This window comes from Dokdonia sp. Asnod2-E02 (assembly GCF_045063915.1).
GTDB lineage: Bacteria > Bacteroidota > Bacteroidia > Flavobacteriales > Flavobacteriaceae > Dokdonia.
Window position 1 is genome coordinate 3,116,407 of the sequence record NZ_JBEFNX010000005.1, and the last position, 19,794, is coordinate 3,136,200.

Below are 19,794 nucleotides of genomic sequence, written 5' to 3' on the forward strand. Positions count from 1 at the left end.
CTTTTAAATTATGTTGTTTTATTCTTAAAGTTGTGTAAGCTTCACATACATAGCATACTGCTCATCTGTGAGGTATGTCTTTAAGTTTCCGTTTTTACGACTTGCCACTTTGTCTAGTGCTGCTTGCTTGTCTGTCGCATTCATATTACTAGCTTTAAGTCTATCTTCTGTAGCTTTAAAACCTGTAAGAGTCTTTGCAACATTTGCCTTTTGCTCTGCTGTAAGGTTTAATTTTTGAGCAAGCATATCAATCTGGCTTACTTGTTCTTTTTGTACTGGCGCATTTGCAACTTTTTGTGCTTGTACGGTTGTCATACCAAGAAAAGCAACGATGGCTAGAGTGACTATTGATTTCATAATGTCTTAAAATTGTAGTTATTTATTTCTCTAAGAGTTCATTAATTAACTCTGTTGGTCTACCAATAACGCCATTTTTATCGAGAATTACAATGGGACGCTCAATTAATTTAGGATTTTCACTCATCGCAGCCACAATTTGAGCATCTGTGAGGTCTTTTCCTTTATAATCACTTTTCCAGATGGCTTCATTTTTTCTAACGAGCTCTATGGGTTTAATATCCAGTATGTTTATAATCTCATTAAGTTGCTCTGTACTAAGAGAAGTATCAAGATACTTGATTACTTCAAATTCTTTTCCAGATGCCTCTACGACAGCAAGACCTTGTCTACTTTTTGTACAACGAGGATTGTGATATATTTTAATCATTATATAATTATTGTAAAGTTACATGTACGCCTAGTGTTCTAAGTTGTACAGCTAGTGTTTTTGCATTTTTAAAATGAATTCCGGCTATGCCAGAGCGTTTACAGCCCTCAACATTGTTAAGACTGTCATCTATAAAAACAGCCTCCGCTGGATTAATATTATACCTGTCTAGCATAAGGTCATAAATTTCTTTAAAAGGTTTGCGTGTACCCTCATCTCCAGAGACTAGAATTCCTTCAAACCACTGCAGCCAAGGAAACTTTTCTAGCGCAACAGGAAAGGTCTCTCCGCTCCAATTTGTTAATGCTAGCACTCTATAGTCCGGATTATCTACTAGTTCTTTTAATATTTTGAGCGTGTCTAGGTGTGTAAAACCGAGCATCTCCTCCCAGCGACCGTAATACATTTTTATGAGCTCTTCATATTCTGGAAACATCGCGATGCGCTCTTGGGTTGCTTTTTCTAATGGATAGCCTGCATCTTGATTTACATTCCAGTCCCAAGCACAAACGTGTTCTAAAAACCAGTCCATTTTCTCTCGATCGCCTCTAAATTCTTTGAGATATACATACTCGGGGCTCCAGTCTATGAGAACGCCTCCTAAGTCAAATATGACGGTTGTGATTTTTGAATTTTCCATATTATTACTTTGTTATGAGGTGCGGTACATCATCTAGTTTCCAGTCTATCACTAATCCTCCGGCTAGTGATCTTGCAATTTCTGCGCCGTAAAGAAGTTCGGTGAGATAGAGAGCGGCTTCAAAACTTTTAGCACCTCCAGCAGAGGTGATATACTTCCCATCGTGCACAAATAATACATCTTTTCTAATATCAAGATTAGGAAACGTCTCACGCATCTTATCGATGTCACTCGGGAAGGTCGTTGAGACACTGTTGTCTAGTAAACCTGCCTTTGCTAGTACAAAAGCACCATCGCAATGTGAGGTTACATACATAGCTTCTTTATCTACTTTTTTTACAAAGTTAATGAGCGCTTCATCCTCCAGATCTGTATCTAGGTGATGCTCTGCACTTGGTACAACTAGTATATCTATTTTAGGTAGGTCTTCGCTAGTATAGTCAAAGTCTGGTAGGAGATACATCCCCTCAAAGGTACGCACGGGTTGTAGGGTATTTGCTACTGTAAAAACATTCATCGCTTTTATATTCTCTCTGTAAATAGTATGCTGAAAAATGTCAAAAGGTGCCGTAAGCTCTGTGTTAAAAGTGCCATCCATAATTAAGAAGGCTACATTGTAGCGCGTTGAGTCTAGTACTGGTTTTGCTTTCGCGAAAGCGTTATCAACCTCATTAGTAACAGCCGGCTGTTCTATAGTTTTAGGTTCTGTATTGCAACCTATTAATATAAGCGTTGTAAGTAGTAGTAGTATATAGTATTTCATTAGGTTCTCTTTTTAATGATAAAGATACGAGTTCTCATAGGGTTTCTTTGGCAAGCATTCTCTTTACAATGTAGAGTAGGAGCCAGGCAATAAGCGTGAGCCCTATCAAAAATATCCAAGTGGTCTGAAAGCCATAATATGCAGTAATTTGCATCCCGCTATTGTGACCAAAAATATGAGCTACAGAAAATGACATACTGTAAACACCCATATATGCTCCTTGTCTCCCTAGCTTAGATCTGTCTAACGCAAATTTGTTACTAAAAGGGAAGGAAATCATCTCTCCAAAGGTTGCGATTACCATACCTATCACAACAACACCTACCCAAGTCTCCCACAGCAATAATAGAAAACTTGCACCCGTCATAAGCAAACCTACAATGGTGCTTTGCACATTAGTAAGCGCCTTTTTTTCCATCCAGGCTATGAGTGGCATTTCAAACACAACAATGAGTGCGCCATTAAGCGCTAGTATGAGACCTATGGCGTCTTCATCAAGTTTATAGGCATCCTTGTAATAAAGCGGTACAGTAGAAAAATATTGTACAAATATGATCCCAAAGAGCGCAAGTGCTATTAAGAATAATACATAAGGCGTATCTTTAAGAGGTTTTACTGGATTCTGAACAACTACTTCTTTATCTAACTCTTTAGTCTTTTTAGGGTTGAGTACTTGCATCATAAGTACACCCGCAAGCAAGCAGGTGATACCGTCTACATAAAACAATGTCTTATAGCCAGCGAGTGCTATAAGAAAACCACCTATAGCTGGTCCCACGGAAAACCCTAGATTAATTGCGAGCCTAATGAGTGTTAATGACCGCGTTTTATTTTCTGGTTTTGAGTAGGCGCTTAATGCTACAAAAAAAGCAGGTCGTCCCATATCTGCTACAGCAATAAGAACAAAGAATGAAATACACATCATCCAGAAACTCTCTACGTGCATTACCCATAAAAAGTTAATACCAGTGAGTAACAGGCTTAATAAGATGACTTTATAATATCCTATTACATCACTTAGTTTACCGCCTATCCAAGCACCAGCAAAAGAACCTAGACCGTACGAAGTCATTATCCAGGCGACGTCTTGTAGGCTAAAGTGTAAACTCTTATTGAGGTAAATAGACAAGAACGGGATAACCATCGCCCCAGATCTATTAATGAGCGTGATGAGTGATAACCACCAGATCTCTCTTGATAGGCCATCAAAGGTTTTAAGGTAATTGCGCAGTAGTGTTTTCATACAGTTGGTTGGTTAGCTTGTTAAGACCTACGCTTGCCCATAAATATAAAGAGTCCAGCGTGGTGGCCGGACTCTTTAATATCGTTACTTCTTATAATCATATAGTGACAACATATCAAGTCTGGCGCAGCAATGTGCACGAGGTAAGTTTATATGTTGTGACTAAATTCATAATGTGGTGTAAAGTTATAAAAATAATTGAGTTGAGTACGCTTTCGCGAAAGCGTAATACGTTTCTATTATAATGTCTCTTCTCTCTTTATTAATTCTGCCTTGATTGCTTTTTTAGACATAAACTGCATAGGCAATGTTGCCGAACAGCATAAGCCTACCGCTAGTGTTGCTATAAATGTGGCATTATCGTCCTTTGTGAGCATACCATAAATAGATATACCTATAAGTAATGATAAGATGATGAGTAGGGCAACAATGAGCACCTTAATCATATTTAAGTTAGAGAGCAGTTGTGCCGTTGTCTTTGTTGAATAATCTATTTTCATTATCTGAAATTGAGTTTTTTTAAATAAATATTACATCTCGCTCCCAAAGAAGATAGCGTTCATAAGCAGTTTGTTAGTTCCATACCAGAACGCTCTAAAGTTTGTGTTATCTGTAAATAAGATAACCTCACCACGACCCGCACTCTGATGTACAAAAGGTCTTGTCTCTGGGATAGCTTTAAGATTAATCTTAGAGATGTAACCAGCTTGTAATGGTGACTTAGTATACTGTATAGGGTTCTTGTAACTTGTAGAGTCTGCTTTTATAAATAGCGTAGTGTTTCTAAAAAGAGATACTTTATCACCCGTATATCCAAAGTTAATAGGGTGTGAGCGATCTTGCTTTGCTTCAAAAATTGCACCTCCTATTACTTGCGCTCCTGTAAAATCTCTACGTTGCTCAAAGCTCACGTTTTTTGCAGGGTTTTTAGTTTTTACAAAATCTATGTCTAGCATCTTATTTCTTTCAAACCAGTTTGCTACGTTTTTATAACCTATAAGAGTTCCTCCAGATCGGACCCACTGTTTTATCTTATCTGTGTTGCCTTTATTTATAGCATTACCCCATAAATTAGGTAAGATAATATCTGTATATCTAGACAAGTCTGCGCGACCTAAATCTTTAGTGTCAATTTTTGTGATACGCATATTGTAACGTGTGTCAAATAGGTGCCACATCTCACCCGCATCATACGGGTTGATACCTTCACCTACTATCATTGCCACGCGAGCAGGCTCTAATGCTCTAAACTGGTTACTACCAAGATCTATACCTTCTGTGAGGCCAGTGCTTACTGCCTTGATGGTTACGTTTGCATCTTGTACCACTTCGTTTATAAAACTCGCTAGTTCTTGCTTATTAAGCGATTGATTTTGCACAGGTATCATAATGGTACCATAGTCATAAGAGATACCTTCTACACTAAATTTTTGCATACCCACCTTTGCTCTTATGCCTTTATTAAGTATGGTGTTGAGCGCCTTAGGAGTGTAGTAATCGTGCCACTCCATAAGGTATGCATAGGTACTAGTACCTACAGCTGGGGTAGGTTTTCTTTTTAAATCTTGTATCTCGTTGCCAGCTTTGCTTAAAGATGCATTTTCTGTAAAATCTACACCAAAAGAGAGTGGGAAAGACCAAGCACTAATATCATAAAACAAACTATCTTGAAAGGTGGTACGCTTTTCAAACATCGCTTTAATGAGGCGGCTCTGTCTTTGGTTTTTTGGGACGATGTAGCTCATTCCTTTTTTAAAGTTTGCTCCATCTTGCGAGAAGTCTTGTGCCACCTCGTGTACTTTTATTTGATGTCTTTTAAGTATCTCTGCTAGGTGATATGCGCTACCTGCATCTTTCTCACTACCAAAAGCATATGCGCCACTTCCTTTTTCGCCTCGAGCGTTCTTAAAAAAGTCACGTTGATAGTCTAGTAATTGCTTGCGCATACCTTGTGCAGCCTCAAGGGTAGATAATATAGCTGTAAACTGGTTACGTATCGTAAAAGGAAACTCAAGTAAACCGTTTTCTGTTTCTTGAGCGTGGCCACGGCTACTTCCTTGCTCAAAGAGAATACCAATACCACCATTTATGTCTGGAAAGGTAGATCCTTTACCGTAGTAAAAATCATCAAAACTCTCTTCTGTATAGTAAAAGCTACCTATTTTATCTAGTGCTGCCGCGTGGTAGTTTCCTATTTGCTTTGTGAGTTCTTGGTTAAGCGCAGGTGTGAGTGGGTGTGTACGAGATTGTATACCTGGCTGAAAGAAAAAGCTACTGTTAGATCCCATCTCGTGATGGTCTGTAAGAATGTTAGGATACCAGTTATGAAATGTCTTAATACGCGCTCTTGACTCTGGTAGTTGTACTGGAAGCCAGTCTCTATTCATATCAAACCAGTAGTGGTTAGTACGACCACCTGGCCAGACCTCGTCATACTCGCGGTCTTGAGGGTCTGCATTTACGTTTATACTCTTATTTGTATTTGCCCAGTAAGCAAAACGCTGTAAACCATCTGGATTAAATGATGGGTCAAAAAGTATAATGGTATTATCTAGTAGTGCATCTATTTTAGGTCCTTGAGCGGCAGCGAGATAGTATGCAGCTATGAGTCCTGCATTAGCGCCAGAAGGTTCATTACCGTGTATAGACATCCCTTGGTATACTACAATAGGCATACTGCTTGTGCTCAAGCTAGCACTGCCATCTTCTACCAGTTTTACGTGTTCTTTACGTATGTTTTCAATATTGGAGTGATTACTAGGTGAGGTGACCGTTAGTAATAAAATAGGCCTTCCCTCAAAGGTAGTCCCTCGACTTTCTATAGTCATACGATCACTTGCTGCTGCAAGCGTGCGCATATATTCTGATAACTTGTCGTGACTTACGTGCCACTCTCCAGGTGTGTAGCCTAAAACACTTTCTGGTGTAGGGATATTTGGATTGTAAGTGACATCTGTAGGTAAATAGTAATCCATATCTACCTTTCCGCTTTGTGCGAGTGTAGATATGCTACTTAATAGTAGGGTAGTAAGTACGAGTAATAAGCGCATTCTATAAGCTATTTTTTGAGTTGTTAGACTCTAAAAATAAGCAAAAGAAGTAACGCCTGCACGTAACAATTGTTAACTAAAATATGTGGTAGTAGGAGATATGGATACTAGACTAGCGTTCTAGTTTATCTAGATAGCCACAAGCAGCACCTATTATGCCAGCGTGATTCTTAGTTTTTGCCGCAACAATAGGAATATCTGTGGTAAGATATCTTTCAAATTCTGCCATATGCTTACTTATACCACCGCCTATTATGTAATGGTTAGGTGTACATATTAACTCTACATTTTTGAGAAAGAAATTAAAGCGCTCTGCCCACTCTTTAAAAGTGAGTTTTTCTTCCTTTCTTACAGAGTTTGCTGCATACTTTTCAATAGGTTTTTTCTTATATGGAATGCGACCAAATTCAAAATTTGGGATGAGTTTACCGTTATAGCAAAGTCCAGAGCCTATACCTGTGCCTACTGTAATCACTGCTACCAGACCTTTTAAATCTTTTCCCGCTCCGTATCTAACTTCGGCGAGGCTTGCGGCATCTGCATCGTTTATAACAGAGCAAGGTAAACCAGTTTTTTTAGAAAAAAGTTCATCTATCTGTACACCCATCCAGCTCTTGTGCATATTACCATATGCCATAGCTTTACCATCTACGATAACGGTAGGGAATCCTATTCCTATAGGTCCTGTCCAGTTAAAGTGATCTACGAGTTGCTGTACACAATCTGCTACAGCCTTAGGTTTTGCAGGGCGCGGGGTTTCTATTCTAAAACGTTCACCTATGTACTCTTCTGTTTCCAGATCTACAGGGACACCTTTTATTCCCGTTCCGCCTATGTCGATACCTAATATCTTCATCTATGATGGTTTTTGTGTGGCGAAAGATAGGAATTTTTGAATAATATAGAAGTGGGGTGGGTGAGTCCGCTTTCGCGAAAGCGTAACCTTATAGAATCAGATACTTAGAGTACTTCTTCTTGTTCTGATGGTTTTTCTTTACCATATTCTTGTTTGTAAATTTTTACAATAAGCAGAAAAATACTCACTACAATAGGTCCAAAAATGAGACCTATAAATCCAAATAAAGGCACACCTACGATAACCCCTATAATGGTAATAAGTGGGTGAACGTCTGCCAGTCGCTTTTGAATCACAAGTCTAAAAAGATTATCTGTAGAGCCTACTACGACCGTACCATAGATAATCATCACGATGGCTTGCCAGATGTCACCAGCAGCGTATAGAATGATGCAAACTGGTACGATACCTAAGGCGGTACCTACAAATGGTATCATAGACCCAACGGTGACAATTGCAAACCAGAAAAAGGGATCTTCTACACCAAGTATTAAAAAGCCTATAAGTGCCACAAGTCCCTGTAGTAATGCTACTAGTGGTATGCCTATGGCATTTGACTTTACAAGCTCCTGACTATCTTTACCTATGAGTTTTAAGTTTTTCTCACTGAGGGGTATATACTCGAGCATAGACTCTCTAAAAGTCCTTCTATTAGTAAGCATATAGTACAGCATAAAATACATAAGACCTATGGCGATAAATACATTAAAGGTCCCACCGGCTAGCCCTTGAAGGTTACTACTTATCCAGTCTGTTACAGAACTGGTATCTATTGAGCTTGCGATATCGAGATTAAAGCGAGACTCTATATCTGCCATTTCTGTTTTTACAATGTTTATGACTTTGCCACTATTTTCTACCGCTTTACTAATTTTTGAGGTGAGCATTAAGACAAGTCCAGCAATAGGTACTAGTATTACAAGAAATGAGCCTGCCATAAGAACGCAAGCGGAAACGCTAGAGTTCCATTTTCTTTTTTTTACTAGATATTCTTGCCACTTACGTAATAAAACAAAGAGTGTAATCGCACCTAGTATACCTGATAGATAGGTTGCCATCTCTTTAAATATTAACCACCCAAATAAGATGATTAAAAAGATGATAAAGAACTGTCGTAAAAGGTTAGGTTTGAGTGTTTGCATATATTATTTGGCAAATATTTGAGAGTCGTTTCTAAAGGCTTTAAACTCAAGCGCGTTACCACAAGGGTCATAGAAGAACATTGTAGTCTGCTCTCCAGTTAGACCTTTAAAGCGTACATAAGGTTCTATTACAAAATCTACGTGTGGTGCTATTTTTTCGGCAAATGCTTCAAAATCTTCCCAAGCGAGTACAACTCCAAAGTGAGGCACAGGTACCGCTTTACCATCTACTTCATTATGCACTTCATCTACAGTAGATTTTTCCTTGTAATGAATCACTAGCTGGTGTCCAAAAAAGTTAAAATCTACCCAGTGGTCGCTGCTGCGACCTTCAGGTAGATTTAAAATATCTCTATAAAAAACTCTTGCTTTCTCAACGTCATCTACGGGAATAGCAAGATGAAATGGTCGTACTGTCATAATTGATGTTTTGAAGTACTAATTTACACCATTTTTTTAGGTTATTTATTTATCAGATGCAATTGCGTCTGTATCTTTTCTATGTTTAAGTAATGAGATGCCCGCAAAGAAAAATATTACACCTAATATTGTAAATGCCCACGGACTCATACCAGTACTTAAACTTCCAAAGATCCCCATAACTCCGAGCACTAGCATTATAGCTCCTGCAACAAGCGCTATTACTCCTATAATCTTAATCATAACTTAATTGTTTTTATTATTTGGACTATAAAAGTAATTGATTGGCGGAGTGAAGCTTTGCTACTTAACAGCACATTACCACAGTTTTAATAGGAGTTTATGAATGTGAGTTATATTTTGGCAGTCTTTAAGAAAAGCAGTTTTCATTTTGTGGGGTAGTAGCGGCACTTTTGTATAAATTTGCATCCTTAAAACTAATCTTTTATACGCGCAACGTGATTACAAAAAGAATTATCCCTTGTCTCGATATTAAAAATGGTAGAACCGTAAAAGGAACTAACTTTGTAAACTTGCGTGATGCTGGAGATCCAGTGGAGCTAGCAAAGCTATACTCTAATACAGGAGCAGATGAGCTAGTTTTTTTAGATATATCTGCAACAGAAGAACGTCGTAAGACCCTTGCAGATCTAGTATTAAGAGTGGCTTCACAGGTAAACATACCATTTACAGTAGGCGGAGGAATATCTTCTGTAGAAGATGTAGATATCTTATTACAAAATGGTGCAGATAAAGTTTCTATAAACTCTAGTGCTGTAAAAAGACCAGAACTCATAAATGAGCTTGTAGCAAAATTTGGCTCACAATGTATTGTTGTAGCTATAGATGCAAAATATATAGAAGGAGAGTGGATTGTACATTTAGTGGGAGGAAAAGTACCTACAGAGCATAATCTCTTTGACTGGGCAAAAGAGGTGGAAGAGCGAGGAGCTGGTGAGATCCTTTTTACCTCTATGGATAATGACGGTACAAAAGATGGTTTTGCAAACGAGGCGCTAGCTAGACTTTCTGAAAGTCTAAATATCCCAATAATTGCAAGTGGTGGAGCTGGAAATATGCAACACTTTGCAGATGCTTTTACAGAGGGTAAGGCAGATGCAGCTCTTGCAGCAAGTGTTTTTCACTTTAAGGAAATAGAAATAACAGATTTAAAACAAGAGTTAACCTCGCAAGGTATTGCGATGAGATTATAACTTTTACTAGATATTACAAATAATGAGAATAGATTTTGATAAGTATGAGAATGGTCTTGTTCCAGCAATAATACAAGACATAAGAACCAAAAATGTTTTAATGCTAGGCTTTATGAATCTTGAAGCCTATGAGAAAACACTTGCGTCAAAAAAGGTGACTTTCTTTAGCCGTTCTAAAGGTAGACTATGGACTAAGGGAGAAGAGACAAAAAACTATTTACATCTAGAAACTATTGAGGTAGATTGTGATAATGATACTTTGCTAGTACAAGTGACTCCTCAAGGGCCTACTTGTCATAAAGGGACAGATACCTGCTGGGGTAATAGTAACAAAACAAACTTTGGCTTTTTATCACATCTAGAAGAAATAATAGAAGATCGCTGGAATACTAAAGATACTGCAGACTCTTATGTCGCGTCACTCTTTAGAAGTGGGATTAATAAAGTAGCTCAAAAAGTAGGAGAAGAGGCTGTAGAGGTGGTTATTGAAGCAAAAGATGATAACGATCATCTATTCCTTAATGAAAGCGCAGATCTCTTGTTTCACTATATGGTTTTATTACAGGCAAAAGGGTTTCACCTACGTGATATAGAAAAAACACTTATTGCTCGACATAAATAAGCATAGATTGTAAGTAATTTATTACATTTAGGACTTGAAACCTAAATCATTTAAATGAAAAAAATCATTCTAGCTTTTGTATTATTTCCAGTATTACTAACAGCTCAAAAAGTTAAAGTAAAAAAAGATGATGTCTACATTGATAAAGTTCTTGTAGGAACTATTGTCAAAACAAAGGATTCTTTAAAAAATAAACTCTTTACTTACTCTGATGTAGATGGAAACCCTCTAGTCATCTATAAGTATGAAACCTTGCACTCACCAATAGAGGGAGATGAAGAAGTTTATGCTTATAATGAAGTTACTATACCATCACTCAACATAGTTGCTGGTCTAGATATAAAGAATGAATACTCTCAGACTAGAAAGAAAGTCGTTCCTTATTTTATAGAAAAAGGAATTCTCAATAAAGATGGCTCTCTTAATAAAGAAGCTGCACAATCTTATTATAAAACTGTACCAGAAATTCCTCTTGAGATTACAGCGATGTATAATCAAGAACTTGAGGAAATGAACGATCTTGATTTTATAGAAGAAAGAGATATGACCGCTAAGCCATATCTAGTTTTTAAAAATAGTTCTAGAGAGACTATACCATATATTAATATGATTTCTAATAACAACTATATATTAGATACATATGATATTAAACAAGGTGATGTTGTTATAGGTAAAATGATCACTCGTTTTAAACAAGCACTCACTTCTCAACCAGGTCAAAAACCAGGTAAAACAGGAGATCCTATTGTTTTCTTCTATAATAATAAGGGCGGGAGAGTAGCAACAGCAGAGCTTGGTTTTACAGAGTTAAGAGTACATAGATATAAGTGGAAACTAGGTAGAATAAAACATACGTGGCTCAAAGAAGAAAATAAATCAAAATTATATAAGGAAATCGCTGGCTATCTTGTAGATAAGAAAGCCCTCTAAGATTCTATATAGTTTAATCTTGAAAAAAAAGCATCAATTATTATTGATGCTTTTTTTTAGATTAGAATGTGTGTTCTTCAAAAAGGATTTTCTCAATATTCAGCATCTTGTTTTTTAATATAATCTAGTGTTTGCTTAATCCAGTCTTCATTATAATCTAGTACAATGTCTGGTTGTATCCCTACATATTCATAATCTATATATTTATGAAAGTTCATATCTGTGGGGTAAATGGCAAATAGACCAGAGGGGCTTTCTAAGAGCTTACCGTAATTAGATCCATAAGCTATCGCACCATAGGTGCGCATACCTAAGTGAGTTGTGTTTTTTAAACTCTTTAATTTGAGGGTGAATTGCTCGCTATTACTGGCAGACCAGAAGTTGGTAATGACATAAACATTTGCTTTACTCTTTTTAAGTATTTTATAAAATGGATCAGAATATTTTGAGTTACCACCTCCATTGTTGCGTAAGTCTATAATTATGTTTTGATCCGTAATTTTTGATTTATGTGAGTTGTAAAATGAAGTAAAAGCAGCTACATTTTCTTTACTATTAGAAAACGAGCCCATATATAGGTACTGTGTATTAGGTGAGATTTGTTTAAAATACCAATTTCCGCTTTCTTTGCCCACCGCCGCATATGGACTTGCATTTTCTTTTTTAAGATGCCATAGTGTACCATTGTGTAAATATAAAGCCCTTATAAATCTCAGTGTTCCTCCCGGTATATCACTAGTCATAATATCATACATACCCTCTCCATTGGGAATAATAGTGTAAGCAATTTGACCTGGGATCCATAAAGGCGACTGTGAGGCGAGTACCACACCGCTATAAAGGTTTCCATTCTTTACAACACCTATTGTAAATACACCTTCCCTTTGGTAAACGCCTTCTATACTTCTGGAAGGTGAATTTTTAAGCTCCTTTTCAATAGAAGTGAGCGATTCATCATACCTAGGATGATTTGCAAACGATTTACTCTTACGGTATTGGTTTATATCTTTATCTGTTAGTAAGGTGCTAGCAAGTATACTCGGTTTTATATGTTTGATATGTGCGTGTTTATCCTTTACCTGAGAGAGTAATATATTAAGAGCTCTATAGCACTCTGCAATAGGCATACTCCTTGTTACCTTTTTACTTAATTCGTTTAAAGTTTGCTCATAGGCTTCTTTGTGATCTCCTTTTATTTGCTTTTTAAAAGAAGTCATTTCTGTAATGTGAGAATCTATAAAGGCAAGCTCATCTTTACAATTACAGGTTTGTTGTGATTGCGCTTTCGCGAAAGCAAAAAAGACAAAGAATAGCAAAAGAAAGTAGGAAATTGAGATTTTCATAACGCATTATTTAAAGAAGTTGAACAATTATTTGATGCAACAAATCTAAACTTGAATATGTTTAAATCTCTTTATATAATAGGTCTTGGGGCGAAATGCCCTTAGTTTGTGGCGAAACTAAACGCCTCTTTTACCTGTGAGATATAGGTTTTTGAAACTGGAACAAAAATATCGTGTGTAAGTATAACTCCTAGCTTGTTATTTTGTGTTTTTAGAGAGGTAAAGTGGACTCTGTTTATGAGATATGATCTATGAGTGCGTAGTAGTTGCGTATGTTCTTTTTCTAGTCGTGATAACCTAGCACGTATCAATTGTTTTTTTAAAACACCTTGGCTTTGATAATGGACTTCCACATAATTATCCGATGCTTCTAGTAAGATCAAATCAGACTCTAGAAGTCTTATACCCTCATAATTACCATCACCAGATATAAAAAGTTTAGAATTTTCTACCTTCTTACTTGCATACTTACCTAAGGCATATCTAGCGATAGCTACTATAGGAAATATGACTAGAACGGCTGGTAAAAATATTGAGGTAAAGTAATAGCCTAGAGAGTATGGGTTAGGCTCATTAAAAACCACAACATATAGGTAAAAGCACCGCATCACGATAAAAGTAATCGTTATAAATAGTGAGAAAAACAGCAGCTCGCTCAATAGTGTCCATTGTTTATTTTTATGCTTGTAGAGACGCTTTTGTATAGGATAAATACCTAGATAACATATCGCGGCAAGCAAACCATATAGCGGGAGATAAATGAGTTTTTCGCTTGTTTTAAATTGATTTACATCAAGCGGTTCTGTGAGAAAGAGAAATGCAAATACCCAAATAGCCAGCCCTAATGCAATAAATAGATAGCTGCTAAATTTTTGGTCAAATGGATATTTTTGCAAAACTTTAATTTTGCTTCAATTTATGAAGTACATCATTACCAGTCAAGTGTCCTGTAAATTTTACCACCATACTACAAAGGCTTTATCAACTGTGGTGTCATCTTTTTGTATCCATACAAGCGGTGCTCTCTTGAGTGTATGTTTTTCTTTTATAATAGCTAGTGCCTCTTTGTGATTGAGCCAGTTTACTTCAGTATGTGGCTTGTGTAACCATTCTGGCTTGGTCGTTATATAGTATCTATAATCTAGAAAGCGTGCGGTGCAAAAGCTATCTAGTTGTATCCAGTAACCTATTATGGCGCGAGGATCTATTTCCTCTGGGAGTATTACGTTTTTATTAAATGGCGTAAAAAGTTGACCCATAAAAAGTGTGCGTTGTTCTAGTTGTTGTGGGTTAACATTTATAGACTGCAGCGCCTCAAGTCCTTCTGCAGAGTAGGCAAGAGGTAGTTGCCTATCTCTTGTTTTTTGCATTTTTAGGTAGAAGTGATCTTTTCGGTTGGGACCCATAAGTTGGTGTATGGGGCTAGTAACCGCAGTATCTATAATGTAGAATTTATAGGTAAGCTCAATGTGTATTTTTACGCTTTCGCGAAAGCGGTCTTCTACCACAAAGTCAAGTTCACCTAGTGTTATTTTATCTCGTTTAATCTGGATGTTGTGAGCCAGCACGGTATATCTTTCAGAATGATCTAGTAGTTGTTTAAAGATATACTCTACCTGATGGCCTAATCTTAAATGAGGTGGTATAGCAGTAGCGATGAATGTTGATAGGTCTATATGAGGTATTTCAAATTGAGTAAGGGAGAATTGCGTGCCCGTCCATAGTGGTGGTGTATTGAGAAAACCTTCAATTTGTTTCATAGTCTAAAAGTAGTAATTGTAATGCTACATAAAAAAAGCTACTCTGTATACAAAGTAGCTTTTTTGAACGTTACATTTTTTTTTACTTAGTTGAGCCATCCTTTTGACGCACAATATTTACTCCACCAGTATTCAAAAATAGCGAGGAGTATTATAATAAGAGGAAATATAAGGCCAGCTCCCACACCAAAGAGTTCCATCGCATTTGCAAAACCTATATTATATACCGTGTGTATAATAATTGCAATAAGTGATATTGCATAAACACGCACAGCACCTATTTTTCTAGCTAGTAACAATATGGCAGCAAGCAGACCACCTAAGGTTGAGATACCATATAGTATCTTAGACCATAATGGCGTAGCGTTTATAGCAGCCATTTGCTCTTCATTATAAGCGCTTGCAATCATATCTGTAAAGAAGTTGTCTACTATAAAGGCACTAGCACCCATTAAATTCCAGAGGAGGAGCACAATACCAATAATCCAGAAAAGTGTAGAAGGTTTTTGTGTAGTCGTCATAATAATTGGTTTAAGTTATTTGAGTTTTAATTTACAATTATTTTTTAATTATCAATCTAAAATTAAAATGAGGTAACTATTTTTGAAGGATGTTTGATAAGCGATACTACTATCTTTTAAAGATTCAATACTTAGGTTTTAGATACCACGGCTGGCAGAAGCAGCCAGATGTTCTCACTGTAGAGCGTATGATGGAGCGTACCTTTGCCTATGTGCTAGATCGCAAAAATTTTAAACTATTGGCTTCTGGCAGAACAGATGCAAAGGTGTCTGCAAATGTGGCTTATGTTGAGTTGTTTTTAAATGATAGCCCACTACCAGTAGAAGGTTTTCTTACACTGCTTAATGATAACTTACCTCAAGACATACGCTGTCTTGAAATTACTCAGGTAGATAAAAAATTTAATGTGATGGATGCTCCCATCGCAAAGGAATATGTGTATCTCTTTTCTTATGGAGAAAAGAATCATCCATTTGCCGCACCTTATATGATTAATATAGCGGGTGAGCTCGATCTAGAACTTATGAAAGAGGCTGCAAGGCTTTTTGAGGGTGAGCACGATTTTAGATCGTATGCTTATAAGCCTAATCCACAAACTAAAACTATTGGTCACGTACTATCATCTACAATTGAGATTAATGATCTGTATACCGCTAGTTTCTTCCCGGAGGAGAGTTATGCTTTTCGCGTAAGCGGTAAAGGGTTTAAACGCCACCAGATACGTCTTATGATGGGTGCTCTTTTTGATTTAGGGCAGGGAAATATTGATCTTGATTTTTTTAAAAAGACACTAGATGCTAGTAATGATATTAAGCTCACACGCATTGCACAGGCGAGCGGTTTATTGTTGCAGGACGTCCAGATTTAACATTCTTAACAGCTTTACGAGTCATTTAATAAAGGTTTAACCCTGAGCCAGTTTATCTTATCATCTCTTTAACGGCGAGGGTAAGAGCCTCCCAGTATCTTTGTTTCATAATTAATTGTTTAACTAAAAAGAAGAAAGATTATGACAAAGAGAGTAGCAATATTAGCAACAGACGGATTTGAAGAGAGTGAATTAAAATCACCACTTGAGGCGATGAAAAATGAAGGCTTCACCGTAGATATAATAAGTGAAAAAACAGGAACCATAAAAGGATGGGCAGACGGTAACTGGTCTGGTGAGTATGATGTAACAGACACAGTAGATAACGTGAGTGCAAAAGATTATAATGCGCTAATGCTACCTGGAGGAGTTATTAACCCAGATAAATTAAGACGTAATGATGACGCGCTTATATTTATTAGAGACTTTTTTAAGCAAAGCAAACCAGTAGCAGCAATATGCCACGCACCGCAATTACTCATCGAGGCAGATGTAGTAAATGGGAGAACAATGACATCTTTCAACAGTATTAAGACCGACCTTAAAAATGCGGGAGCATTATGGGTAGATAAAGAAGTAGTAGTAGATGAGGCGCTCGTAACAAGTCGTAATCCTGGAGATCTAGAAGCTTTTAATGCTAAGCTCATTGAAGAAGTAAATGAAGGAAAGCACGAATTACAACACGCGTAATTCAGGTTTGATTTGATTGATGATTGAAATAGCCACCACATTTTGTGGTGGCTATTTTTATTTATATAAGTAACTTAGACAACCTAAAGACATTTTATGATTACAGCTGTACCTAGGGCTTCCCTCGCATTTCTTAAAGATCTCAAAAAGAATAATACACGTGAGTGGATGGCAAACCACAAATCTAGATATCAAGATAGTGAAAAGGTTCTAAAAGAGCTCTATGCTACTATTAAAGCGGGACTTAATGAAACCGATGAAATAGAGAAACTCAAAATCTTTCGTATCAATCGTGATATACGATTTAGTAAGGACAAGACACCTTATAATGTGCATAGGTCTGCAAGTTTTAGTAGGGCAGGAGCGCACAGGCGTGGCGGTTATTATCTTCGTATTGAACCGGGAGACAAATCTGTTATAGCCGGTGGGTTCTTTAATCCAGAAGCTGCAGATTTAAAGCGCATACGCACAGAGTTTCATCTTGATGCTAGTGAGATAAGGGATATACTTAATGATTCCGCTTTCGCGAAAGCGTTTCCTAATGGATTTGAAACCACAAATGCTGTAAAAACTGCTCCACGAGATTTTGATAAGAATGATCCAAACATTGACCTTATAAAACTCAAAAGCTTTGTGGTGCGCAGGGAGTTTACAGATAGGGAAGTAATGCAAAGTGATTTTAGTGAGACGGTTGTATCTCATTATAAACTACTAAGACCATACTTTGATTATATGAGTGACGTGCTCACAACAGATCTCAATGGCGAGTCCATATTATAAATTACTTCTTTTTCCTTTTATCCCTAATACGTTTTCTGTTTACAAAGTACACTACAATAAGTAGTATGGGTAATGCAATAAAGATAATGAGCTCTAGAGGTGATGAGGGGTCTATAGGGCTATTATTTTGCGGTTTTGGTATGTCTGTAGGTATTTGCATTAACTAGCTTTAATAAGTACTTCATTTGGGTTATCAAAGAGTTGCACTTGGCTTATAAGGCGTTCTCTTAAGAGATTTGCCATTCTTTTATTAAGAGCAGATGAGTTTTGTATATAGATAAGATACTCCTCTACAGTAAACTGGCCTATTATCATTCCTTTAAGGCTGTTACGGAATTTCATATCCTTATTAACTGCGTTTTCGATATAAGTAAGACGTTTTTCGAGAGATAGGTTGTAGAACACATTTTTCCTTTTTGTGATATAGTTTCTAAACATCTCAATAAGAAGAGGGTTTTGCAATTTTACAACGGGTCTTAGTGTTGTGTTTTGAAATCGCTCCTCATCACTCATTTGATCGTTAATACGTGCTTTTGGAATTTCTGGACGTATTCTCTTAATATCATTAGGTCTGTCATTCATAACTCCTGTGTTTTCTTTAAAGTTAGGTAAACGTTTTGCGCTTTCGCGAAAGCGTACCTAATACTTCTCAACACCTTATTAACGAGCAAAGCCCCCGAAAAAATCGGAGGCTTTGCAATTAACACTTAAAGTAATCTATAATTGATTAGTTAAGTTTAAAAGTTACTCTTCTTACTAACTGACGAGCAGGAGCAGAGTTTTTATCTACAGAAGCATCTTCACCGTTTCCAGTAGCTGTAAGACGGCTAGCAGAGATTCCTGCTGCTACCATAATGTCTTTTACTTTTTGAGCTCTTCTCTCAGAAAGACGTTGATTAGTAGATGGATTTCCAATCTCATCTGCATACCCTACTAGTTGAGCAGATGAACCAGAGTTCTCAGTCATATACTTAATAAGGTAGTTGATAGACTCAAGGCTATAAGTTTCAGGCTTAGTGCTATTAAACTGGAAGTATACGTTTACGTATCCATCTTCGATTAATTTTTTGATTACGTCATCTCCTGAAGCGATAGCTGGAGTAGAAGTAGGGATATCACCCTTCTTAGCATAACGATTATCTAGTGTAGACTCTAATTCGTCTGGCACTCCGTTTTTGTTTTTATCTACTGCAACACCTTTAGTATTTACTGCTACACCAGAAATTGTGTTAGGCTCACGATCTAAGTAATCTGCAACACCATCTTGATCTGTATCTATAAGATCAGTCTCAACTTTTGCTAGACGGTTCTGTAAGTCTGCGATTTGCTCTTCAGCAACGTTTTTACTTGAGTACCAGTCTGCGTGCTTCTCAGCTTTTCCTAAGTATATGTTTATACCTGCTGTTGCGTTTACATAAAAACCATCAAAACCTCTTGTTCCACCAGCTTGGCGTCCATCAAAAGTTAAATCCTGGCGTACATTACCTACTGCAGTAAGATCTGCTACTAAAGAAATTCTATTAGATATTCTTACTTGTGGAGTTACACCCACCATAAAGCTAAGCATCTGATCTGCCTCTCCAAAATCTCTCTCAACAGCAGGAGCATCTGTAGTTAATGCAGAATATCCCATACCACCGTGTACAAGTACGTTAAAAGTGTTAGTCCACTCTCTAAAACCAAGAATGTTACCAGCGTTAATTACTCCTTCTAAAGAGAAGTTGTAAAGTGCTGTGTTAAATTCACTCGCATTGTCGTTATTTTCAAAACTATTGTAAGCAATACCTCCTTTAAGACCTACTTTCTCGTTAAACATATAGCGTGCGCCACCTGTTACGGTATAAAGTGATGGAGTGTTTGAGTACGATCCAGAAAATGGACGTACTGGCTTGTTAACCCCTCCTGTAAGCTCTACAGACCACTTGTTAAAGTCAGTAGACATAGTCTCAGTACTTTCTTGTGCATTTGTTGCTAATTGCATTCCTACTAATGCGATTATAGCAAGTGTAATCTTTTTCATAAATGTTATTGTTAGTTCAAATTCAGCCGCAAAATTAATCTTAAAAACTGCTTAAACAAGGTTATTCGCATTTATTAACTAAGATTTACCATATTCTTAACACGTAGATAATTGGCTAAAATACCGTCATAAATTTGTACTAGTATTTACAAATATGATACATAATTTCACATATTATAAAGAATAGTTAAAATACCGAGGGAA

24 protein-coding genes are annotated in these 19,794 nt (G+C 37.0%); 6 read left to right on the forward strand and 18 right to left on the reverse strand.

Annotation, left to right across the window (positions count from 1 at the left end):
- Positions 1 to 24: 24 nt before the first annotated feature.
- The 11 genes from ACJJVM_RS14135 to ACJJVM_RS14185 form a co-directional block, all read right to left on the reverse strand.
- Positions 25 to 357 (reverse strand): hypothetical protein, encoded by a 333-nt coding sequence (locus ACJJVM_RS14135; RefSeq protein ID WP_021778853.1) that lies wholly within the window; start codon positions 355 to 357, stop codon positions 25 to 27.
- 22 nt (positions 358 to 379) lie between these two features.
- The gene (arsC, locus tag ACJJVM_RS14140; RefSeq protein ID WP_299148930.1) at positions 380 to 727 is read right to left on the reverse strand and encodes an arsenate reductase (glutaredoxin); all 348 of its coding nucleotides are present in this window, start codon (positions 725 to 727) and stop codon (positions 380 to 382) included.
- Between the two features lie 7 nt (positions 728 to 734).
- Positions 735 to 1,367: an HAD family hydrolase gene (locus ACJJVM_RS14145; protein WP_405212054.1), complete on the reverse strand. Its 633-nt coding sequence runs from the start codon at positions 1,365 to 1,367 to the stop codon at positions 735 to 737.
- Positions 1,368 to 1,371: 4 nt separating this feature from the next.
- Entirely contained in the window at positions 1,372 to 2,130 is a 759-nt protein-coding gene (locus tag ACJJVM_RS14150; protein WP_405212055.1) for a DJ-1/PfpI family protein, read from the reverse strand.
- 34 nt (positions 2,131 to 2,164) lie between these two features.
- Complete coding sequence (locus ACJJVM_RS14155) at positions 2,165 to 3,373, reverse strand: MDR family MFS transporter (protein ID WP_396596755.1); 1,209 nt, start codon at positions 3,371 to 3,373, stop codon at positions 2,165 to 2,167.
- A gap of 239 nt (positions 3,374 to 3,612) precedes the next feature.
- Positions 3,613 to 3,873 (reverse strand): hypothetical protein, encoded by a 261-nt coding sequence (locus ACJJVM_RS14160; RefSeq protein WP_021778858.1) that lies wholly within the window; start codon positions 3,871 to 3,873, stop codon positions 3,613 to 3,615.
- A 30-nt stretch (positions 3,874 to 3,903) separates the two neighbouring features.
- Entirely contained in the window at positions 3,904 to 6,423 is a 2,520-nt protein-coding gene (locus ACJJVM_RS14165; protein WP_405212056.1) for a M14 family metallopeptidase, read from the reverse strand.
- Between the two features lie 112 nt (positions 6,424 to 6,535).
- A complete protein-coding gene (ppgK, locus tag ACJJVM_RS14170) occupies positions 6,536 to 7,279 on the reverse strand; it encodes a polyphosphate--glucose phosphotransferase (protein WP_035336672.1) in 744 nt (247 codons plus the stop codon).
- Between the two features lie 104 nt (positions 7,280 to 7,383).
- Entirely contained in the window at positions 7,384 to 8,421 is a 1,038-nt protein-coding gene (locus ACJJVM_RS14175; protein WP_405212057.1) for an AI-2E family transporter, read from the reverse strand.
- A gap of 3 nt (positions 8,422 to 8,424) precedes the next feature.
- Positions 8,425 to 8,841: a VOC family protein gene (locus ACJJVM_RS14180; protein ID WP_035336674.1), complete on the reverse strand. Its 417-nt coding sequence runs from the start codon at positions 8,839 to 8,841 to the stop codon at positions 8,425 to 8,427.
- Positions 8,842 to 8,886: 45 nt separating this feature from the next.
- Positions 8,887 to 9,084, reverse strand: a complete 198-nt coding sequence (locus ACJJVM_RS14185) for a hypothetical protein (protein ID WP_035336675.1) — start codon at positions 9,082 to 9,084, stop codon at positions 8,887 to 8,889.
- 215 nt (positions 9,085 to 9,299) lie between these two features.
- Between ACJJVM_RS14185 and hisF the strand changes: the two genes are divergently transcribed.
- The 3 genes from hisF to ACJJVM_RS14200 are packed head-to-tail and all read left to right on the forward strand — an operon-like array spanning position 9,300 to position 11,607.
- Entirely contained in the window at positions 9,300 to 10,055 is a 756-nt protein-coding gene (hisF, locus tag ACJJVM_RS14190; protein ID WP_405212059.1) for an imidazole glycerol phosphate synthase subunit HisF, read from the forward strand.
- Positions 10,056 to 10,077: 22 nt separating this feature from the next.
- Positions 10,078 to 10,677: a bifunctional phosphoribosyl-AMP cyclohydrolase/phosphoribosyl-ATP diphosphatase HisIE gene (gene hisIE / locus ACJJVM_RS14195; RefSeq protein WP_298348643.1), complete on the forward strand. Its 600-nt coding sequence runs from the start codon at positions 10,078 to 10,080 to the stop codon at positions 10,675 to 10,677.
- A 54-nt stretch (positions 10,678 to 10,731) separates the two neighbouring features.
- On the forward strand, positions 10,732 to 11,607 hold the full coding sequence (locus ACJJVM_RS14200; RefSeq protein ID WP_405212060.1) for a hypothetical protein: 876 nt from the start codon (positions 10,732 to 10,734) through the stop codon (positions 11,605 to 11,607).
- Between the two features lie 92 nt (positions 11,608 to 11,699).
- Here the strand turns inward: ACJJVM_RS14200 and ACJJVM_RS14205 are convergent, their stop codons facing one another.
- The 4 genes from ACJJVM_RS14205 to ACJJVM_RS14220 form a co-directional block, all read right to left on the reverse strand.
- On the reverse strand, positions 11,700 to 12,950 hold the full coding sequence (locus ACJJVM_RS14205) for a S41 family peptidase (RefSeq protein WP_405212061.1): 1,251 nt from the start codon (positions 12,948 to 12,950) through the stop codon (positions 11,700 to 11,702).
- Between the two features lie 101 nt (positions 12,951 to 13,051).
- On the reverse strand, positions 13,052 to 13,846 hold the full coding sequence (locus tag ACJJVM_RS14210) for a LytTR family DNA-binding domain-containing protein (RefSeq protein ID WP_405212062.1): 795 nt from the start codon (positions 13,844 to 13,846) through the stop codon (positions 13,052 to 13,054).
- 60 nt (positions 13,847 to 13,906) lie between these two features.
- A complete protein-coding gene (locus tag ACJJVM_RS14215; RefSeq protein WP_405212063.1) occupies positions 13,907 to 14,710 on the reverse strand; it encodes a DUF1853 family protein in 804 nt (267 codons plus the stop codon).
- Positions 14,711 to 14,796: 86 nt separating this feature from the next.
- The gene (locus ACJJVM_RS14220) at positions 14,797 to 15,231 is read right to left on the reverse strand and encodes a hypothetical protein (RefSeq protein ID WP_298348653.1); all 435 of its coding nucleotides are present in this window, start codon (positions 15,229 to 15,231) and stop codon (positions 14,797 to 14,799) included.
- A gap of 89 nt (positions 15,232 to 15,320) precedes the next feature.
- Here ACJJVM_RS14220 and ACJJVM_RS14225 point away from each other — a divergent pair, with 89 nt between their 5' ends.
- The 3 genes from ACJJVM_RS14225 (at position 15,321) to ACJJVM_RS14235 (ending at position 17,570) form a co-directional block, all read left to right on the forward strand.
- Positions 15,321 to 16,100, forward strand: coding sequence for a tRNA pseudouridine synthase A (locus ACJJVM_RS14225; RefSeq protein WP_405212064.1), 780 nt, complete (start codon positions 15,321 to 15,323; stop codon positions 16,098 to 16,100).
- 141 nt (positions 16,101 to 16,241) lie between these two features.
- Positions 16,242 to 16,790 carry a type 1 glutamine amidotransferase domain-containing protein gene (locus ACJJVM_RS14230; RefSeq protein WP_298348657.1) on the forward strand — a complete coding sequence of 183 codons (549 nt, stop codon included), beginning with the start codon at positions 16,242 to 16,244 and terminating at the stop codon, positions 16,788 to 16,790.
- 96 nt (positions 16,791 to 16,886) lie between these two features.
- Positions 16,887 to 17,570, forward strand: a complete 684-nt coding sequence (locus ACJJVM_RS14235; protein ID WP_405212065.1) for a DUF2461 domain-containing protein — start codon at positions 16,887 to 16,889, stop codon at positions 17,568 to 17,570.
- Position 17,571: 1 nt separating this feature from the next.
- Here ACJJVM_RS14235 and ACJJVM_RS14240 read toward each other — a convergent pair whose 3' ends face one another.
- The 3 genes from ACJJVM_RS14240 to ACJJVM_RS14250 form a co-directional block, all read right to left on the reverse strand.
- A complete protein-coding gene (locus ACJJVM_RS14240; protein ID WP_405212066.1) occupies positions 17,572 to 17,730 on the reverse strand; it encodes an adenylosuccinate synthetase in 159 nt (52 codons plus the stop codon).
- Positions 17,730 to 18,152, reverse strand: a complete 423-nt coding sequence (locus ACJJVM_RS14245) for a glyoxalase (protein ID WP_298348663.1) — start codon at positions 18,150 to 18,152, stop codon at positions 17,730 to 17,732. The genes ACJJVM_RS14240 and ACJJVM_RS14245 overlap by 1 nt, the downstream gene beginning before the upstream one ends.
- A 145-nt stretch (positions 18,153 to 18,297) precedes the next feature.
- Positions 18,298 to 19,590, reverse strand: coding sequence for an OmpA family protein (locus ACJJVM_RS14250; protein ID WP_299148911.1), 1,293 nt, complete (start codon positions 19,588 to 19,590; stop codon positions 18,298 to 18,300).
- Positions 19,591 to 19,794: the final 204 nt, after the last annotated feature.

Excerpts from the sequence above, each read along its gene's own strand:
- ACJJVM_RS14225 (WP_405212064.1), top strand. The coding sequence starts at position 15,321 with ATGTTTGATAAGCGATACTACTATCTTTTAAAGATTCAATACTTAGGT.
- ACJJVM_RS14215 (WP_405212063.1), bottom strand. The coding sequence starts at position 14,710 with ATGAAACAAATTGAAGGTTTTCTCAATACACCACCACTATGGACGGGC.
- ACJJVM_RS14165 (WP_405212056.1), bottom strand. The coding sequence starts at position 6,423 with ATGCGCTTATTACTCGTACTTACTACCCTACTATTAAGTAGCATATCT.
- ACJJVM_RS14250 (WP_299148911.1), bottom strand. The coding sequence starts at position 19,590 with ATGAAAAAGATTACACTTGCTATAATCGCATTAGTAGGAATGCAATTA.
- ACJJVM_RS14145 (WP_405212054.1), bottom strand. The coding sequence starts at position 1,367 with ATGGAAAATTCAAAAATCACAACCGTCATATTTGACTTAGGAGGCGTT.
- ACJJVM_RS14185 (WP_035336675.1), bottom strand. The coding sequence starts at position 9,084 with ATGATTAAGATTATAGGAGTAATAGCGCTTGTTGCAGGAGCTATAATG.
- hisIE (WP_298348643.1), top strand. The coding sequence starts at position 10,078 with ATGAGAATAGATTTTGATAAGTATGAGAATGGTCTTGTTCCAGCAATA.
- ACJJVM_RS14200 (WP_405212060.1), top strand. The coding sequence starts at position 10,732 with ATGAAAAAAATCATTCTAGCTTTTGTATTATTTCCAGTATTACTAACA.
- ppgK (WP_035336672.1), bottom strand. The coding sequence starts at position 7,279 with ATGAAGATATTAGGTATCGACATAGGCGGAACGGGAATAAAAGGTGTC.
- arsC (WP_299148930.1), bottom strand. The coding sequence starts at position 727 with ATGATTAAAATATATCACAATCCTCGTTGTACAAAAAGTAGACAAGGT.
- ACJJVM_RS14235 (WP_405212065.1), top strand. The coding sequence starts at position 16,887 with ATGATTACAGCTGTACCTAGGGCTTCCCTCGCATTTCTTAAAGATCTC.
- ACJJVM_RS14155 (WP_396596755.1), bottom strand. The coding sequence starts at position 3,373 with ATGAAAACACTACTGCGCAATTACCTTAAAACCTTTGATGGCCTATCA.
- ACJJVM_RS14160 (WP_021778858.1), bottom strand. The coding sequence starts at position 3,873 with ATGAAAATAGATTATTCAACAAAGACAACGGCACAACTGCTCTCTAAC.
- ACJJVM_RS14135 (WP_021778853.1), bottom strand. The coding sequence starts at position 357 with ATGAAATCAATAGTCACTCTAGCCATCGTTGCTTTTCTTGGTATGACA.
- ACJJVM_RS14180 (WP_035336674.1), bottom strand. The coding sequence starts at position 8,841 with ATGACAGTACGACCATTTCATCTTGCTATTCCCGTAGATGACGTTGAG.
- ACJJVM_RS14150 (WP_405212055.1), bottom strand. The coding sequence starts at position 2,130 with ATGAAATACTATATACTACTACTACTTACAACGCTTATATTAATAGGT.
- ACJJVM_RS14175 (WP_405212057.1), bottom strand. The coding sequence starts at position 8,421 with ATGCAAACACTCAAACCTAACCTTTTACGACAGTTCTTTATCATCTTT.
- ACJJVM_RS14245 (WP_298348663.1), bottom strand. The coding sequence starts at position 18,152 with ATGAATGACAGACCTAATGATATTAAGAGAATACGTCCAGAAATTCCA.
- ACJJVM_RS14220 (WP_298348653.1), bottom strand. The coding sequence starts at position 15,231 with ATGACGACTACACAAAAACCTTCTACACTTTTCTGGATTATTGGTATT.
- ACJJVM_RS14205 (WP_405212061.1), bottom strand. The coding sequence starts at position 12,950 with ATGAAAATCTCAATTTCCTACTTTCTTTTGCTATTCTTTGTCTTTTTT.
- ACJJVM_RS14230 (WP_298348657.1), top strand. The coding sequence starts at position 16,242 with ATGACAAAGAGAGTAGCAATATTAGCAACAGACGGATTTGAAGAGAGT.
- ACJJVM_RS14240 (WP_405212066.1), bottom strand. The coding sequence starts at position 17,730 with ATGCAAATACCTACAGACATACCAAAACCGCAAAATAATAGCCCTATA.